A 16,605-nucleotide genomic window follows, 5' to 3' on the forward strand; every position below is an offset into this window, starting at 1 on the left:
GCTACTGGGCCTCAAGGTGTTCAAGGTAACACGGGCGCGACTGGGCCTCAAGGTGTTCAAGGTAACACGGGCGCGACTGGGCCTCAAGGTGTTCAAGGTAACACGGGCGCTACTGGTGCGACTGGGCCTCAAGGTGTTCAAGGTAACACGGGTGCTACTGGCGCTACTGGGCCTCAAGGCGTTCAAGGTAACACGGGTGCTACCGGCGCTACTGGGCCTCAGGGCGTTCAAGGTAACACGGGTGCTACTGGCGCTACTGGGCCTCAGGGCGTTCAAGGTAACACGGGTGCTACTGGCGCTACTGGGCCTCAAGGTATTCAAGGTAACACAGGTGCTACTGGTGCCACTGGTATAGGAGTTACTGGCCCTACCGGACCTTCTGGTGGACCTACTGGACCTACCGGGCCTACTGGACCTAGCTTCCCTGTAGCAACAATTGTTGTTACAAACAACATTCAGCAAACAATACTCCAATTTAACAACTTCATTTTTAATACTGCAATTAACGTAAACAACATTATCTTCAATGGCACAGATACAGTTACTGTTATCAACGGAGGTATTTACGTCATTAGCGTATCGATCTCTACAACTGCACCAGGATGTGCACCACTCGGCGTAGGAATTTCAATAAATGGAGCAGTCGCAACTGATAACTTCTCTTCAAATCTAATAGGCGACTCACTTTCATTCACTACGATTGAAACATTAACTGCCGGCGCAAACATTTCTGTCCAACCTACCCTTAGCGAAATCACACTTCCTGCAACAGGAAACACTAACATTCGCCTTACTGTATTTAGAATCGCTTAAATTCACTATGTATTGTTTATGGCAAATAAAAAAAGAGCGAGAAATTCGCTCTTTTTTTGTTATGTACAATAATTCATTATTACTCTAATTCAATTGAAACATTTTTTTGTGGTACAAATGTAGAAATTGCATGTTTATAAATAAGCTGTTGCTTACCTTCTGTTTCCAGTAGGACTGTAAAATTATCAAATCCTTTAATTAATCCACGAAGCTGGAAACCATTTAATAAGTACAGCGTAACAAATGTATTTTCTTTACGGAGTTGATTTAAAAACTGATCTTGAATATTGATTGATTGCTTCATGTCGAATCCTCCTCTTTTTCTCTACTTACTATTATTCGACTTTAGTTGTAACTTTCCTTCTATGTATCGTAAAATTTCTGACGTTTTTTCACCGTCTGTAACATCAAACCATGTGACATCCATCTTATTACGGAACCACGTTAATTGACGCTTTGCATAACGACGTGAATTCGTCTTTAATTGTGATACCGCTTCTTCTAAAGAGACACGATCCTCAAAATAATCATATACCTCTTTATACCCAATCGCTTGAATAGATTGACAATCTCGTATCCCGCTATTATATAATCCTTCTACTTCTTCTAATAAACCTTGTTCCATCATTATATCAACTCGTAAGTTAATGCGATCGTATAGCATTTCTCGATCCATTGTCAAGCCAATCAAGGAAACATCGTATAATAACTCATTTTCTTGTTTTTCAAGTTGATCACTCATTTTTTCACCCGTCGTGTGGAAAATTTCTAACGCTCTAATGACACGGCGTACATTATTTACATGAATACGCTCAGCGCTTTCTGGATCTACTTCTTGTAACTTTTTATGTACATATTCCACACCACGTTCTACTGCTAACTTTTCCATTTGTTCTCGGTATGTAGTATCACCAGCATCATCCGTAAACTGATAATCGAATAAAACAGATTGTATATACAGTCCAGTTCCACCAACGATAATTGGCAATTTACCACGCTCTGTAATCTCTCGAATATGCTTACGAACACGTTCTTGAAATTCGGCAACAGAAAATGATTCTTCCGGATTTTTTATATCGACCATATAATGTGGAATTCCGTCCATCTCTTCTTTCGTCACCTTTGCAGTTCCAATATCCATCGTACGATAAATCTGCATGGAATCTCCACTTATAATTTCACCATTCAACGCTTTGGCAAGATCAATACTTAACTTCGTCTTCCCAACAGCAGTTGGTCCAATGATGACAGCAACTTTTTCACGTTGCATTTCTCCCATATCATTCAACTCTCTTTATGTGATGTACTCCATCTATTGATTATATCCAATATTACCAATTTTAACGGCATAATTGCAAGTTCTTTCATTCCGGTACATGAAATTATAAATAAAAAAAGAACATAGTTTGTCCAATTCCACATATACATGATTAAAAATACCTTCGAGAGGATGAGTTGACTATGAAACAATCCACCATCAATTTTTCATCTTTAACAAAAGACCTTATTTTAGCTACTGCTACAAAAGAACAAAATTGTTCACAAGAAGAATTATACTTCGCCTTAAATTGTTTGCTACGTTCTTTTCATTCTACTCTCCAAGAAACTACATTACTTCCAGAAAATGAAAATACAGAGTATATACAAAATCAATTTTGCAGTGCATATAAAATTATTACAGGTAAAACTATTTATCCTTTTCAATAATCCATAAAAGGCAGTTGCTTACACACTTTCCAGCAACCGCCTTTTATATTAATACATATACACTACTCTATAACTTTCACTTTTACAGATTTGCGCCCCCAGCTATTCGCACTACCATCTGAACCTACTAGAACATCAATACGATTTCCTTTAATCGCACCACCAGTATCTCCAGCAATCGCTTCTCCGTATCCTTCTACCCATACTTTTGACCCAAGTGGAATTACTTTAGGATCAACAGCAATTACTTTCATATTTGGATTTGCTGTTAAATCATGCCCCATTGCAGTTAATACACGACCACCATACGTACCATTCTCACTTGGATGCGCTGTATAAGCTGTCGCTTCTACTGTTATTTCACGTCCACCAGCAGGTGCACTTGTTTGAGTGGATTTCGCAACTTGTTTCGTAGTTGACTGCTGTTTTACCACAGGTTTATTTGATTCTACATTCTTAACAGACTCTTTGTTCTTAACTACTTTATTATTTTTAACCGGCGTATTTACTCTTACTGGTGCTTCTTCTTGCGTTACAACTTCTTTCTTTTCAATTACAGGTGCCGTCCCTGTTAAAAATGGCACGTGAACATATCCTGTTTTTCCATTGTAGTCAAATTGTAACCATTCATTTTGAACTTGATTTGTCGTTTCGATTACATCATTTTTATTCAGTTTACCAAGAATTTCAGAATCAGTATTCGCTCCAGCACGAACATTTAACACGCCCGCGGTTACATAATATGTACTTTTTGTAAATTCAGCACTTACAAACGCTTCTTTACCATTTAATTTAATTTTTGTCCATCCATTTTCTGTATTTACAACATCTAATGTATTTCCACTTAACATTTTACCTACAAGCTTTGACTCTACATTTGGGTTTTCTCTAACATTTAATACGTCTGTTGTTACAATCGTTTCTGCTTTCGCAGAACCTGCAAAAATCCCAAGACCAAAAACTGCTGCCGTTGCTATACCTAATAATTTTTTCATGAATAGCCTCCATTTGCTTTGTTTTCGTATTTTCATTATAGCAACAGATTTTTAGGATTTTTAGAAATCACACAATTACAAACCATTCGTAATACACGATTAATGAGTTGTAACATAAATTTCCATATTTATGAATTCCATTTCTAATAGAATCCCCAATAGTTTTCATATATTTTCCACATACAAGCCCAGAATTTTTTTCCAGAAAAAATTACAGTATTACTTTTTTGTTACAAAAAAATCATATTTCATTACATCTTTTACCAAAATTCATCATTCTCTAATTATTAACCTCCTTTTTTGTAATAAAAAAGAGCAGCTAATAAAAGCTACTCCCTTTACATGCATTATTTAACTTTCTTTTTCCAAATTCCCATCATAAGTGCAGAAATAACTGTACCTATTAATATCGAGAAAATATATAACACCGGTTTATTTACTAATGCGATAACAAACAATCCACCATGCGGTGCTGGTAATGTAATTTGGAATAACATAGATAATGCACCCGCAATACTTGAACCAACAACACAACTTACTATTACTCGAATCGGATCTGCAGCTGCAAATGGAATCGCACCTTCTGTAATAAACGACGCCCCCATAATATAATTTGTTAAACCAGATTTACGTTCTGCTTCAGTGAACTTTGATTTAAAGACGGTAGTTGCGAATGCAATCGCTAACGGCGGTACCATACCACCAGCCATAACTGCTGAGTGAACACCAAAGTTCCCTGCTGAGATTGCAGCGATACCAAATGTAAATGCTGCTTTATTAATTGGTCCCCCCATATCGATTGCCATCATACCACCTAAAATTAAACCTAATAATATAGCATTTGTACCACCTAAACTATTTAACCAACTCGTTAACATTTCGTTTAACGCAACTACAGGTGGATTAACTACTTTTAACATAATAACACCTGTAATTAATAACCCTAATACCGGGTAAATCAAGACTGGTTTAATACCTTCTAACTGCGCTGGTAAATTAGAAAATAACTTTTTCAAACCAACAACAACATATCCAGCTAAGAAACCAGCAATTAATCCACCTAAAAAGCCAGCATTTGCTTGTGCTGCTAAAAATCCAGCTACAACACCAGGCATAAAACCAGGTCGATCAGCAATAGAACTTGCAATAAATCCAGCTAAAATTGGTACAAGGAATAAAAAGGCTCCTTTTTCTCCACCGCCAATAGTCATTAATATTTCAGCAATAGGACCTTCCGCCTTAATTCCACCGAACATAAATGCTAATGCGATTAAAATTCCGCCACCAACAACGAATGGAAGCATATTACTTACACCGCTCATTAAGTGCTTATAAATTCCTAACCCTTTTTCTTTCTCTGTGCTTTCCGTCTTCCCATCTTCTTTTATTCCTTTAAAGATTGGTGCGTCTTGTTTTACAGCTCGATTAAGAAGTGTTTCCGTTTTTCTAATCCCATCAGCGACTGGCACTTGAATAACATGTTTTCCAGCAAAACGGTTCATTTCTACTTGTTTATCTGCGGCAACGATAATAGCTGTTGCTCGTTCAATATCCTCTTTCGTTAAACCGTTTTTTATACCTGTTGATCCATTCGTTTCAACTTTAATTACGATTCCTAGCTCTGCTGCTTTTGCTTTCAAGCTATCCGCTGCCATATACGTGTGAGCGATTCCAGTTGGACACGCGGTAACTGCTAATACGTACGGTTCATTTCCTTCTGGTTTTGCAACTTCAATCTCAGCTTCCTCTTTTTCATTCTCTTTTTCATCAAATAAACGAAGAAGGTCCTCTTCATCCTTTGCATCTAATAATTGCTTACGAAACCCTTCATCCATTAATAATGTAGAAAGACGAGACAACGTTTCTAAATGCGTATTATTCGCACCTTCGCTTGCAGCAATCATAAAGAATAAATGCGCAGGCTGTCCGTCAAGCGATTCATAGTTGATACCGCTTACACTTCTACCAAAACAAATCGCTGGTTGCTTAACAGCCTTTGTTTTCGCATGAGGTATTGCAATCCCTTCCCCTATTCCTGTCGTACTTTGTGACTCTCGCTTCAAAATAGCTTCTTTAAATTCCGCTTTACTACTTAAACGATTTGCGCCGTCTAATTTCTCAACTAATTCATCTATGACAGCTTCTTTATTTAAAGCTGTCAAATTCATAATAACTGTATCCCTTTTTAATAGTTCTGTAATTTTCATTTGTTACTTCCCCCTATCGCTTAGTTACAATTACTTGCGATAATAATTCTTCTACCTTTTTCTTTTCACATAAATCAGCTGAAAATGCTGTTGCACTCCCTGTTGCAACGCCATATTGAAATGCCTTTTCAATATCTCTCGTCTGTTCATATTTACCTACAAATCCTGCAACGAGAGAATCTCCGGCCCCAACCGAATTAATTACAACACCTTTTGGAACAGTTGCTTCATATATACCTTCTGCCGTAAATAATAAAGCCCCATCTCCAGCCATTGATACGATAACATGCTCTACACCTTGTTCAACTAATTTTCTTCCATACGGTAAAATATCTTCTACTGTTGAAATCTCTACTCCGAATAACTCTCCAATTTCATGATGATTAGGCTTTATTAAAAATGGCTTATTTTTAATTACATGCTGCAACGCACTTCCACTTGCATCTACTACTACGCGAATGCCTTTCTCAGCTCCGAACACTGCGATTGATTCATAAAAAGTAGGTGGGATAGACGCCGGTACACTTCCAGCTAGTACTACACAATCTCCCTGCCTCATACTTTCGATTTGTTTCATTAATTGTTCAAATTGTTCATTTGTCACATTAGGACCTTGCCCATTTAATTCTGTCTCTTCTTGCCCTTTTATTTTCACATTAATTCGGGAATCATCGTCTACTTGAACGAAGTTTGTTGTTACACCTTCCGCCTTTAATACATCTTTAATAAATCGACCGGTAAATCCACCAATAAATCCAAGCGCTATATTTTCTACACCTAAACGATGAAGAACGCGAGAAACGTTAATGCCTTTCCCTCCAGGAAATTTCATATCTTTCTCTGCTCGATTTACTGCGCCTAAATCGAAGGAATTAACTTGTACTACATAATCAATAGATGGGTTTAAAGTAACTGTATAGATCATTATTTATCAGCCTCAATTACATTGGTTTGTCTTTTATATTTTTCTAAATCAATTTCTAAATGGTTTGTAATAATATTCGCCTCTTCAACATTGGCAATTTTCGCAAACGCAACTTCTGAAAACTTACTTTCATCAATTAAGAAATATCCTTCATTCGCTAATGTTAATGCCATTTGTTTTAAAAGCGCCTCTTCTGGATCCGGTGTTGTAAAACCAAGTTGTTCATGCACACCATTCGCTCCTAAAAAACATTTATCAAAACGGTACTTCTGCATACTTTCCTGTGCCATAGCACCAATTAAAGCTTTCGTCCTACTCTTCATCATCCCGCCTAGTAAATACGCACGAATATTATTTTCAACTAAAGCTTCAATATGCATAAGTCCATTCGTAACGACTGTAACATCTTTATTTATTAAAAATGGGATCATTTCAAATGTTGTACTTCCTGCATCTAAATAAATACAATCACCTTGTTCAACTATGTTAGCCGCATACTTCGCAATTTGTTGTTTTATTTGAATGTTTTTGGATGATTTTTCAACCATCGTTGGCTCTTGTCCTTTTCCTGTTAAAACAGCCGCACCACCGTGAACTCTTTTTAATAACCTTTGTTTTTCCAATTGTGCTAAATCACGACGAATTGTTGATTCAGAGCTTTCTGTTCTTTCCACTAATTGCTGTAATTTAACAACCTTCTGCTCTTTTACAAGTTGCAATATCATTTGATGACGTTCAGGAGTTAACATTATATTCACCTCTTCTTTGATTACAGTATAATGAAAACGATCACAAAAATCAACCATAAACATTCACAAATAACCAAAAACAGTCACAAGCAGTTATAAACAACAAAAAAGAAACCCATTTGATATGACAATCAAATGGGTTTCTTCCCTCGATTCACTTATAAAGAAGCTTTATATATGCTTAAAACATCATCTTTATTTAATTTTTTAAAGTTACCAAATTCACCATAAGCCATCGCTTTATCCGCCATTAAATCAATTTCATTTTCTCCAATAGCGTAATCAGCTAGTGTTACCGGCGCCTCAATTGAAGTCCAAAATTGACGTAACGCCTCAATTCCTTCTAACGCAATTTCTCGATCAGTCTTCCCATCTGTTTCTACATCGAATACGCGAATAGCAAACTGTTTAAAACGACTTACATTTTCATCTACAACATGCTTCATCCAGTTCGGGAATAGAATTGCTAAACCGCCTCCATGTGGTATATCATGAACCGCAGAAACTGCGTGCTCAATATTGTGAGTTGCCCAGTCTCCTTTTACTCCCATCGCTAAAATACCGTTTAACGCCATAGTACCGCAATATAAAATGGTTTCTCTATGCTCATAATTTTCTAAATCACTTAAAAGCTTAGGAGCTGTTTCAATTACTGTTTTTAAAACAGATTCACAATAACGATCTTGTAGTTCTGTATTTGTTCCATGGTGGAAATATTGCTCTAATACATGCGACATAACATCTACCATACCGTAAATTGTTTGATCCCTCGGTACAGACGCAGTATGAACTGGATCTAAAATTGAAAACTGAGGGAAAGTAACCGGGCTACCCCATCCATATTTTTCATTCGTTTCCCAGTTTGTAATAACAGAACCAGCATTCATTTCAGATCCTGTTGCCGCAAGCGTAAGTACCGTACCAAATGGTAATGCCTCACTAGCAAATGCTTTTTTCGTTACAATATCCCACACATCTCCATCATACTTACTACCAGCAGCAATCGCCTTCGTACAGTCGATTACACTTCCTCCACCAACTGCTAAAATAAATTCAACACCATTCTCTTTACAAATTTGAATTCCTTTCTTTACAGTTGATACACGTGGATTCGGTTCAACACCTGTCAATTCAAATACTTCTGCATTTATGTCTTTTAAAACAGAAAGTACATTATCATAAATACCATTTCTTTTGATGCTGCCTCCTCCATATACGAGAAGAACTTTTTTACCGAACTGTGGAATTTCAGCTTTTAACTGTTCTAATTGACCTTTACCGAAAATAAGTTTCGTTGGATTACGAAATACAAAATTTTGCATATCCCTTTACCATCCCTTCTATATGAAAAGCAACTATACTTTTGTATAACATATTTTTTTCATTTCACAAAAATATTTGCCTAACAAAAAAATCCCAGCCTACAGGCTGAGATTTTTTATTGATAATAAGGTGAGATCATTAAGTAAACAATAACACCAGACAAACTTACATATAACCAAATCGGCATCGTCCAACGTACAATTTTACGATGACGTGTTAATTGATTTGTAAAACCAAATACAAGTGCAAACAATGCAAGCGGTACAATAATTGCTGCCAGAATAATATGTGTAATTAAAATGATGAAATACACATATTTAATGAATCCTTCTCCACCAAAATGTGTTGCCGGCGCCAAGTAATGATACGATAAATAAGAAACACAAAATAGCAACGTTGTTGTAAATGCTGCCAGGATGAAACCACGGTGCATTTTCACATTCTTCTTAATAATAGAGTATAAAGCTGCTAATAAGAATACGAACGTAAAGCTATTAAAAATTGCATTTAACATTGGTAAAATTGTTACATCAAAATGTACTTCTCCTTCATAGCCAACAGGTCCAAAGAACAAAAATAAAATAATCGCATTTACAATTACAGAAAGCGTTATCACAATAGGAGCATAGCTTTTCTGATTTGTTGATTGATCCACCAAAATGGTCACTCCCTCTTCCTTCAAATATGTATACGTAACCTCACTATTTTAACATACTATTCACAGTGTAAATGTGACAATAGTTTGACACAGTAAGACAGAGCAAAGAAAAAAATCCTTCTTAAGAAGGATTTTATCGCTTTATTATTTAAATAGCAATGTAATTAGTTTTTGTTGAAAAACGTATTGCTATATGCTTGAAAAATTTCAGACACTTGATATCCCATTAATGAAATTGCTGTTAATGAAAAGAAACCAATCATAAGAAATCGAAACCACATATAAATCTCCTCCTTGTATTTAGCTTAAAAAACGTTCGCTATATTACAAGTTGAGTGGCACTCTTCATCATCACTTTCCTTTTTCTTTACAATTGCAGTTATAAATCGAATCATAAAGAATATAACAAAAGGAAAATGTTCGTAATTCACATTGGCATAGTTTAGCAACGGCTCGCGCTGCACATCGAACGAGGATGAGAAGGAATAGAACATACCTTGCTCTTCCATATATACAATTACAATTTTCATACAAAACATTATTCCTAGAAACGAAACAATATCTTGCCATTCTGTCGTATATAACAGGTTATACAGCTCTAATACGTACTCTTCCATCGTCATCCCCCCCTTCCTTTTTTACCATTTTGCTCGCCTTCGTATAAAAAGTCAAGAAAAAAGTTTATATTCACTATGACAATAGTAATTACTTGTTTCTATGATTATATATGATTCTTTTATAGCAATGATTGGATGTAACTCTATTCTAGAACAAGAAATTAGAATCGAACAGATTCCTCATTCTTACTTTTAGGATTCAACACTGTACTATTCTTATTTCTAATAAAAATAAAATAAGAAATTATTATAAGAACAGTAACAAGCATCGTTAAAAGCGCCTGCGAACGTAAAGATTCGATTGCAAGCATGGCAACTAAAACTGCTATAATAGCGGCAATTGTAACATACGTTACATACGGGAAAAGCCACATTTTCACTTTCAAATTTTGTTGTTCTACTTTCCCCATTTTTTTACGCATCTTTAAATGTGAAACCGCTATAACGAGATAAACGAGTAACGCAATCCCGCCAGATGCATTCACTAAAAATAAAAAGACTTTATCTGGAGATATGTAACTAAAAACAACTCCAATATAAGCAAAGAACGTTCCAAATAATACTGCCCGAACTGGAACACCACTACTGTTCAATTTCAAAAATGCCTTTGGAGCATCTCCTCTTTCTGCCATCGAAAAAAGCATTCTTGAGTTCGTATATAAACCCGAATTTAAACATGAAAGTACGGCTGTTAAAACGATAAAATTCATAATTTGTGCTGCCGCTGGTATCCCTATATGTTCCAGTACCGCTACAAACGGACTTTTTAGTATGTTCGCTGAATTCCATGGAAGAAGTGTAACAACTACAGCAATCGATCCAATGAAAAATACGAGAATACGCCAAATCACACTATTTGTTGCTGTTTTGACTGCTTTTACAGGTTCGGCAGATTCACCAGCAGCTACTGCAACAATCTCTGATCCCATAAATGAAAATATAACGACGGTAATTCCAAGTAGCACCGAACTTATACCATTTGGCATAAATCCTCCTTGCCCTACTAAATTCGAAGTGCCAGGTGCTTCCGTTCCTGGTACAAATCCTAGAATAACCGCGAGTCCGAGACAAAGGAACAAAACAATACTTATTACTTTAATAAATGAAAACCAATATTCAAACTCTCCAAATGATTTCACTGAAAAAACATTTGTCAACGTTAATAAAATCGTTAATATTAGGCTTAATAACCAGAGTGGGATGTCTGGAATCCAGTATTGAATAATACCAGCACCTGCTGTAGCTTCTATCGCAATAACAATTACCCAGAAAAACCAATATAGCCACCCAATTGTATACCCCGCCCATGGACCAATTGCTTCTCTTGCATATGTTGCAAATGAACCACTTGTCGGATTAATAGCTGCCATTTCTCCTAGCATTCTCATAACGAAAATAACTAGAAGTCCTGCTAATGCATATGAAACGATAGAACCTGGTCCTGCTGAATGCACAACCGCACCACTTCCAACAAACAAACCAGCTCCTATTACCCCGCCAATTGAGATCATTGTAATATGGCGTATTTTGAGGTCTTTCTTAAGATTTTTATCCAACTCTTGTACATCCCCTTCCAAACGTAATTTTGAAATTTATGTAAGAGTATTATGCGAAAAACCTTGTCCTATACTTTAAAATATATCAAAATATTCTGAATTTTACAATCATAATGCAAGCTTCTAATGAAATTATTACATTAGGTTTAATATTTTTCCATATACAATTGTTGAGAAAATTATAGTCACCTTACAAAAGAATGAATTTTCAGATATCATTAAATAAACAAGATTATACATCTAGACAACTTTTTGTATAGGAGTGTTGATATGTTAAACAAGTTCAAATTCATTTGTTGTACTTTAGTAATTTTCTTACTGCTACCACTAGTCCCCTTTCAAGCACAAGCAGCAAACAATTTAGGATCAAAACTACTCGTTGGATACTGGCATAACTTCGATAACGGTACTGGCATTATTAAATTAAAAGACGTTTCACCAAAATGGGATGTAATCAACGTATCTTTCGGTGAAACTGGTGGTGATCGTTCCACTGTTGAATTTTCTCCTGTGTATGGTACAGATGCAGAATTCAAATCAGATATTGCTTACTTAAAAAGTAAAGGAAAAAAAATAGTTCTTTCAATAGGTGGACAAAATGGCGTCGTTTTACTTCCTGATAATACCGCTAAACAACGTTTTATTAATTCCATACAATCTCTAATCGATAAATACGGTTTTGATGGAATAGATATTGACCTTGAATCAGGAATTTACTTAAACGGAAATGACACTAATTTCAAAAACCCAACGACTCCTCAAATCGTAAATCTTATTTCAGCTATTCGGACAATCTCAGATCATTATGGTCCAAATTTTATATTAAGCATGGCTCCTGAAACAGCTTATGTTCAAGGTGGTTATAGTGCATACGGAAGCATCTGGGGTGCATATTTACCGATCATTTACGGAGTGAAAGACAAACTAACATATATTCACGTTCAACACTACAATGCTGGCAGCGGGATTGGAATGGACGGTAATAACTACAATCAAGGTACTGCAGACTACGAGGTCGCTATGGCAGATATGCTCTTACATGGTTTTCCTGTAGGCGGTAATGCAAATAACATTTTCCCACCTCTTCGTTCGGATCAAGTCATGATTGGACTTCCTGCAGCACCAGCAGCCGCTCCAAGTGGCGGATATATTTCTCCAACTGAAATGAAAAAAGCTTTAGATTATATCATTAAAGGAATTCCTTTCGGAGGAAAGTATAAGCTTTCAAATCAGAGTGGCTACCCTACATTCCGCGGCCTAATGTCTTGGTCTATTAATTGGGATGCAAAAAACAACTTTGAATTCTCTAATAACTATAGAACATATTTTGATGCTATCCCCTTGCAAAAATAATAAAAAATCAACAATAGGTCATATAACCTATTGTTGGTTTTTTATTTATGTAAATTACTTTTTCACTTCTACATGATGAAAAGATTCTTTTCCATCTCCTACATAACTATTTACAATACTTAAAAGTAATTTACCACCAATTAACATCGCTCGTTCATCAAAATCAAATTGAGGATGATGATGTGGATATGTTGCTCCTATTTCTTCATTACCCGCACCTGTGAAGAAAAATGCTCCTGGAACATGTTCTAGGTAGTATGCAAAATCTTCTCCACCCATAATAGGAGGCACCTCCATCACCCTTTCTTTGCCAAGATCGTGTTCCGCAACCGTCATAAAATGACGCGTTTCCTCTACATGATTTATTAATATTGGATAACCTCGTTTATATTGAATAGTAACTTTAGCATGAAGAGACTGACAAATCCCCTCAACAACTCGGCTAAATTCCTTCTCCATATATTCTCTCACTTCAGGATCTAACGTTCGAATGGTCCCTGTAAACGTAGCAGTATCCGCAATAATATTATCCGCTTGACCAGCATGGAATGTACCAACTGTTAATACCGCAGATTGAAGCGGATCTATTTTCCGACTCACTAAAAGTTGTAACTGATTAATTACTTGTGTTGCAACGATAATAGCATCAACAGTATGATGCGGCATACCACCGTGACCGCCTCGCCCTTGAATCTTTACTTCAAAAGTATCAGCTGCCGCCATCATTGCTCCAGCTTTCGCCCCAACTATTCCTAAAGGCATTTGAGAAGATATATGTGTTCCAAAAACAAGATCTACTCCTTCTAAACAACCATCCTCAATCATAGCAATTGCTCCGCCAGGCTCTTTCTCTTCTGCATGTTGATGTATAAGAACTATTTTGCCAGAAAGCTGTTCTCTATGGTCACTTAATATTTTGGCAACGCCTAAAAGTATTGCTGTATGTCCATCATGGCCACAAGCGTGCATTACGCCGGGGACCTTTGATTTATATGAAACTTGCTTTTCATCTTGAATAGGTAGTGCATCAAAATCAGCACGTAGCGCTATCGTCTTCCCAGGTTTTCCACCTTCAATTACGCCGATTACCCCTCTTCCTCCAACACCGGTTGTCACATCAATATGAAAAATTTTTAAGATTTCGGCTATTTTTTTCGGTGTTTCTATTTCTTGAAACGATAGCTCTGGATATTGATGAAAACCTCTTCGCCACGAAACCATTTCATTATATAAACTTTCCAAGTCTTTATGCCATGTTTCTATCATAGAAATTCCCCTTTCTTTTTTAACACTTTAAATAAAAGTTACACAATATTCTGTTTTCAATCAATAAAAAAAGAGAACTTTCTCTGAAAGTCCTACTACTCTAGAATATTCTAGTTACTATTTTGCTTTAACACAAACACTGAAAGTTCAGGTACACTCCAAAATCTAATAGGCATTCGTGTTGTCCCAATACCACGATTTACGTATAAATGTAACGGCTTATTCTCCCCTTCTAATTCATACATACCTTCCACATAGCTCTCAGCTAATTTTGTAGTAATTAATGGACCTATAAAAGGAATTTGAACTTGTCCTCCGTGACTATGACCTGACATTTGAAAATCCACTGGGTAACGAGCTACTTTGTCTACAACATCCGGCTCATGTACTAAGAGCATATTAAAATCTTGTTGCTTTATATGTTTTAAAGTTGCTTCTATTTTCGGCTTCCCTAATAAAAAATCATCTAAACCTGATATTGTAATATAATTGCCGTTTTCCGCTTTAATTTTCTGCACTTCATTTACTAACACAGAGAAACCAGCTTCCTCCATATACTTTTTATAAAATAAACTACCTCCCCCACCCCTATCATGATTCCCAAACACTGCATATTTCCCTAATGGCGCATGTATTTTCTGCAAAATGCTTTTCGCTTCTTCTCTTTCTTCCTTATACGATCCAAACTTATCTATTAAATCCCCTGTAAAAACTACTATATCTGGATGCAACGCATTCATCTTCTCTACCAAATTTTCTAGTTGTTTTAGTGTAAATTCTGGGCCTAAATGCACATCCGAGAATTGTAATATCTTCTTATTATTAAATTCTTTAGGAATTGTAGAAGCTTCTATTTCATTCCACGTAACTGTTACTAGTTTTCGTTCTATTTCTGTCGCATAGAAATACAAACTTATTGAAATCATTACTATACTTATGAAACTGATTATAAATATCTTGACGATTGATTTTTTTTGTTCTTTTTTTACATGATGCGTATTCATGTTCTCACCTCTAGAAGTACTTTAAAGCCTTATTGTTACATTAATGTGACAACATAAACAATGTTAGTTATATCCAATTCTACCCTACTCACTTTGACAAATTTATACAGAAGTCATAACATATTTTTATAATACATAGATTCTTAAAAATGTTTCATCTATTCATTTCAGCATTTTATTAAGGAGAGATTATTCATGTCTGTATTTACACCAGAAGAAATTACGGAACTTGTTGCTAATTCCGGAAGAAAAAAAGCTCATTTATCATTACTCCCTATGCTAATTCTCGGCTTTTTTGGTGGTGCTTTCATAGCGTTAGGGTATTTACTTGATATTCACGTTATTGGAACAATGCCAAAGTCTTGGGGATCATTTGCTAGTTTCCTAGGTGCCGCTGTATTCCCTATCGGCCTTATACTCGTTATTCTTGCAGGTGGTGAATTAGTGACTGGCAATATGATGACTGTTTCAATGGCGTGGCTTCACAAGAAAATCGACTTATTTCACTTCATTCGAAATTTAGTAATTGTTACGTTTAGCAACTTCATAGGTGCTATATTCGTTGCTTATTTTTTCGGTCATATCGTCGGATTAACAGAAGGCGCTTTTTTAGCGAAAACAGTTGCTATTGCGCAAGCTAAACTACAAGATACACCAATGCAAGCCTTCATTTCTGCTATCGGATGTAATTGGCTCGTTTGTTTAGCTGTTTGGCTTAGTATGGGAAGTAAAGAATTTATCGGAAAGATTCTCGGCATTTGGTTCCCAGTTATGACTTTTGTTGCGATTGGCTTCCAACACGTTGTAGCCAATATGTTTGTCATCCCAGCTGCAATTTTTGCTGGTCATTTAACTTGGGTTCAATACTTTCCAAACTTCATTTTCGTTTTCTTCGGAAACTTAGTAGGAGGTATGTTCTTTGTAGCATTACCTTATTTCATATCTTATAATAAGAAACTACCTTCCAATAAAGAGCACACCGAGTTAAAGAAAAAATCTGTATCCGCTTAAATGAACCTTCTATACAGTGTATCTAAAAAAATATTACAAATTTCATTTTTTTTACGAATATATGTGCGTACACTTGTTCTCGAATGTTTTATACGTTATAATAACAACTTAAATAGCATTATTTACATATGAGGTGAAAAACATGAACAAAACAGAATTAATCAAAAACGTAGCACAAAATGCTGAGATTTCTCAAAAAGAAGCTACTGTAGTTTTACAAACTGTAGTAGAATCAATCACTAACACTTTAGCTGCTGGTGAAAAAGTACAACTTATCGGATTCGGTACATTCGAAGTTCGCGAAAGAGCTGCTCGTACAGGCCGTAACCCACAAACTGGTGAAGAAATGCAAATCGCAGCTTCTAAAGTACCTGCTTTCAAAGCTGGTAAAGAACTAAAAGAAGCTGTAAAATAATGAAAA

General features: G+C 36.0%; 17 protein-coding genes. 5 read left to right on the top strand and 12 right to left on the bottom strand.

The features are described from left to right. The coding region (locus tag F8162_RS08620) for a Gly-Xaa-Xaa repeat protein (RefSeq protein ID WP_151869329.1) at positions 1-813 on the top strand (813 nt) is incomplete at its 5' end. 79 nt (positions 814-892) lie between these two features. Here the strand turns inward: F8162_RS08620 and hfq are convergent. Further along, positions 893-1,117, bottom strand: a complete 225-nt coding sequence (hfq, locus tag F8162_RS08625; RefSeq protein ID WP_000813896.1) for an RNA chaperone Hfq — start codon at positions 1,115-1,117, stop codon at positions 893-895. 21 nt (positions 1,118-1,138) lie between these two features. Next, on the bottom strand, positions 1,139-2,092 hold the full coding sequence (miaA, locus tag F8162_RS08630) for a tRNA (adenosine(37)-N6)-dimethylallyltransferase MiaA (RefSeq protein ID WP_151869330.1): 954 nt from the start codon (positions 2,090-2,092) through the stop codon (positions 1,139-1,141). A gap of 182 nt (positions 2,093-2,274) precedes the next feature. On the opposite strand from miaA, the gene F8162_RS08635 reads away from it, so the two are divergent. Next, entirely contained in the window at positions 2,275-2,520 is a 246-nt protein-coding gene (locus F8162_RS08635) for a hypothetical protein (protein WP_151632453.1), read from the top strand. 62 nt (positions 2,521-2,582) lie between these two features. On the opposite strand, the gene entD is transcribed toward F8162_RS08635, so the two are convergent. The 8 genes from entD to gabP form a co-directional block, all read right to left on the bottom strand. Beyond that, the gene (gene entD / locus F8162_RS08640) at positions 2,583-3,515 is read right to left on the bottom strand and encodes a cell wall-binding protein EntD (RefSeq protein ID WP_151632455.1); all 933 of its coding nucleotides are present in this window, start codon (positions 3,513-3,515) and stop codon (positions 2,583-2,585) included. A 347-nt stretch (positions 3,516-3,862) separates the two neighbouring features. Continuing rightward, on the bottom strand, positions 3,863-5,722 hold the full coding sequence (locus tag F8162_RS08645) for a PTS fructose transporter subunit IIABC (RefSeq protein WP_151632457.1): 1,860 nt from the start codon (positions 5,720-5,722) through the stop codon (positions 3,863-3,865). Positions 5,723-5,735: 13 nt separating this feature from the next. After that, the gene (pfkB, locus tag F8162_RS08650; protein ID WP_151632459.1) at positions 5,736-6,647 is read right to left on the bottom strand and encodes a 1-phosphofructokinase; all 912 of its coding nucleotides are present in this window, start codon (positions 6,645-6,647) and stop codon (positions 5,736-5,738) included. After that, positions 6,647-7,396, bottom strand: coding sequence for a DeoR/GlpR family DNA-binding transcription regulator (locus F8162_RS08655; protein ID WP_151632461.1), 750 nt, complete (start codon positions 7,394-7,396; stop codon positions 6,647-6,649). The genes pfkB and F8162_RS08655 overlap by 1 nt, the downstream gene beginning before the upstream one ends. A 158-nt stretch (positions 7,397-7,554) precedes the next feature. Then, positions 7,555-8,718: an iron-containing alcohol dehydrogenase gene (locus tag F8162_RS08660; RefSeq protein WP_151632463.1), complete on the bottom strand. Its 1,164-nt coding sequence runs from the start codon at positions 8,716-8,718 to the stop codon at positions 7,555-7,557. Positions 8,719-8,834: 116 nt separating this feature from the next. Then, the gene (locus F8162_RS08665; protein WP_000228316.1) at positions 8,835-9,377 is read right to left on the bottom strand and encodes a DUF420 domain-containing protein; all 543 of its coding nucleotides are present in this window, start codon (positions 9,375-9,377) and stop codon (positions 8,835-8,837) included. Positions 9,378-9,682: 305 nt separating this feature from the next. Next, a complete protein-coding gene (locus F8162_RS08670) occupies positions 9,683-10,000 on the bottom strand; it encodes a hypothetical protein (protein WP_142314335.1) in 318 nt (105 codons plus the stop codon). Between the two features lie 155 nt (positions 10,001-10,155). Continuing rightward, positions 10,156-11,550 carry a GABA permease gene (gabP, locus tag F8162_RS08675; RefSeq protein ID WP_151632465.1) on the bottom strand — a complete coding sequence of 465 codons (1,395 nt, stop codon included), beginning with the start codon at positions 11,548-11,550 and terminating at the stop codon, positions 10,156-10,158. Between the two features lie 270 nt (positions 11,551-11,820). Between gabP and F8162_RS08685 the strand changes: the two genes are divergently transcribed. Continuing rightward, positions 11,821-12,903: a chitinase gene (locus F8162_RS08685; RefSeq protein ID WP_151632467.1), complete on the top strand. Its 1,083-nt coding sequence runs from the start codon at positions 11,821-11,823 to the stop codon at positions 12,901-12,903. A 54-nt stretch (positions 12,904-12,957) separates the two neighbouring features. On the opposite strand, the gene F8162_RS08690 is transcribed toward F8162_RS08685, so the two are convergent. Both F8162_RS08690 and F8162_RS08695 read right to left on the bottom strand, forming a co-directional pair. Beyond that, on the bottom strand, positions 12,958-14,169 hold the full coding sequence (locus tag F8162_RS08690) for an amidohydrolase (RefSeq protein ID WP_151632469.1): 1,212 nt from the start codon (positions 14,167-14,169) through the stop codon (positions 12,958-12,960). Positions 14,170-14,279: 110 nt separating this feature from the next. Continuing rightward, positions 14,280-15,173 (bottom strand): metallophosphoesterase, encoded by an 894-nt coding sequence (locus tag F8162_RS08695; protein ID WP_151632471.1) that lies wholly within the window; start codon positions 15,171-15,173, stop codon positions 14,280-14,282. 195 nt (positions 15,174-15,368) lie between these two features. Here F8162_RS08695 and F8162_RS08700 point away from each other — a divergent pair, with 195 nt between their 5' ends. Together F8162_RS08700 and F8162_RS08705 are read left to right on the top strand one after the other, a co-directional pair. After that, positions 15,369-16,184 (top strand): formate/nitrite transporter family protein, encoded by an 816-nt coding sequence (locus F8162_RS08700; protein ID WP_151632473.1) that lies wholly within the window; start codon positions 15,369-15,371, stop codon positions 16,182-16,184. A 142-nt stretch (positions 16,185-16,326) separates the two neighbouring features. Further along, positions 16,327-16,599 (top strand): HU family DNA-binding protein, encoded by a 273-nt coding sequence (locus F8162_RS08705; protein ID WP_001043902.1) that lies wholly within the window; start codon positions 16,327-16,329, stop codon positions 16,597-16,599. The last annotated feature ends 6 nt before the right edge of the window (positions 16,600-16,605 follow it).

Source organism: Bacillus sp. CH140a_4T, assembly GCF_008923725.1.
Classification (GTDB): domain Bacteria; phylum Bacillota; class Bacilli; order Bacillales; family Bacillaceae_G; genus Bacillus_A.

Excerpts from the sequence above, each read along its gene's own strand:
- hfq (WP_000813896.1), bottom strand. The coding sequence starts at position 1,117 with ATGAAGCAATCAATCAATATTCAAGATCAGTTTTTAAATCAACTCCGT.
- miaA (WP_151869330.1), bottom strand. The coding sequence starts at position 2,092 with ATGGGAGAAATGCAACGTGAAAAAGTTGCTGTCATCATTGGACCAACT.
- F8162_RS08635 (WP_151632453.1), top strand. The coding sequence starts at position 2,275 with ATGAAACAATCCACCATCAATTTTTCATCTTTAACAAAAGACCTTATT.
- entD (WP_151632455.1), bottom strand. The coding sequence starts at position 3,515 with ATGAAAAAATTATTAGGTATAGCAACGGCAGCAGTTTTTGGTCTTGGG.
- F8162_RS08645 (WP_151632457.1), bottom strand. The coding sequence starts at position 5,722 with ATGAAAATTACAGAACTATTAAAAAGGGATACAGTTATTATGAATTTG.
- pfkB (WP_151632459.1), bottom strand. The coding sequence starts at position 6,647 with ATGATCTATACAGTTACTTTAAACCCATCTATTGATTATGTAGTACAA.
- F8162_RS08655 (WP_151632461.1), bottom strand. The coding sequence starts at position 7,396 with ATGTTAACTCCTGAACGTCATCAAATGATATTGCAACTTGTAAAAGAG.
- F8162_RS08660 (WP_151632463.1), bottom strand. The coding sequence starts at position 8,718 with ATGCAAAATTTTGTATTTCGTAATCCAACGAAACTTATTTTCGGTAAA.
- F8162_RS08670 (WP_142314335.1), bottom strand. The coding sequence starts at position 10,000 with ATGACGATGGAAGAGTACGTATTAGAGCTGTATAACCTGTTATATACG.
- F8162_RS08685 (WP_151632467.1), top strand. The coding sequence starts at position 11,821 with ATGTTAAACAAGTTCAAATTCATTTGTTGTACTTTAGTAATTTTCTTA.
- F8162_RS08690 (WP_151632469.1), bottom strand. The coding sequence starts at position 14,169 with ATGATAGAAACATGGCATAAAGACTTGGAAAGTTTATATAATGAAATG.
- F8162_RS08695 (WP_151632471.1), bottom strand. The coding sequence starts at position 15,173 with ATGAATACGCATCATGTAAAAAAAGAACAAAAAAAATCAATCGTCAAG.
- F8162_RS08700 (WP_151632473.1), top strand. The coding sequence starts at position 15,369 with ATGTCTGTATTTACACCAGAAGAAATTACGGAACTTGTTGCTAATTCC.
- F8162_RS08705 (WP_001043902.1), top strand. The coding sequence starts at position 16,327 with ATGAACAAAACAGAATTAATCAAAAACGTAGCACAAAATGCTGAGATT.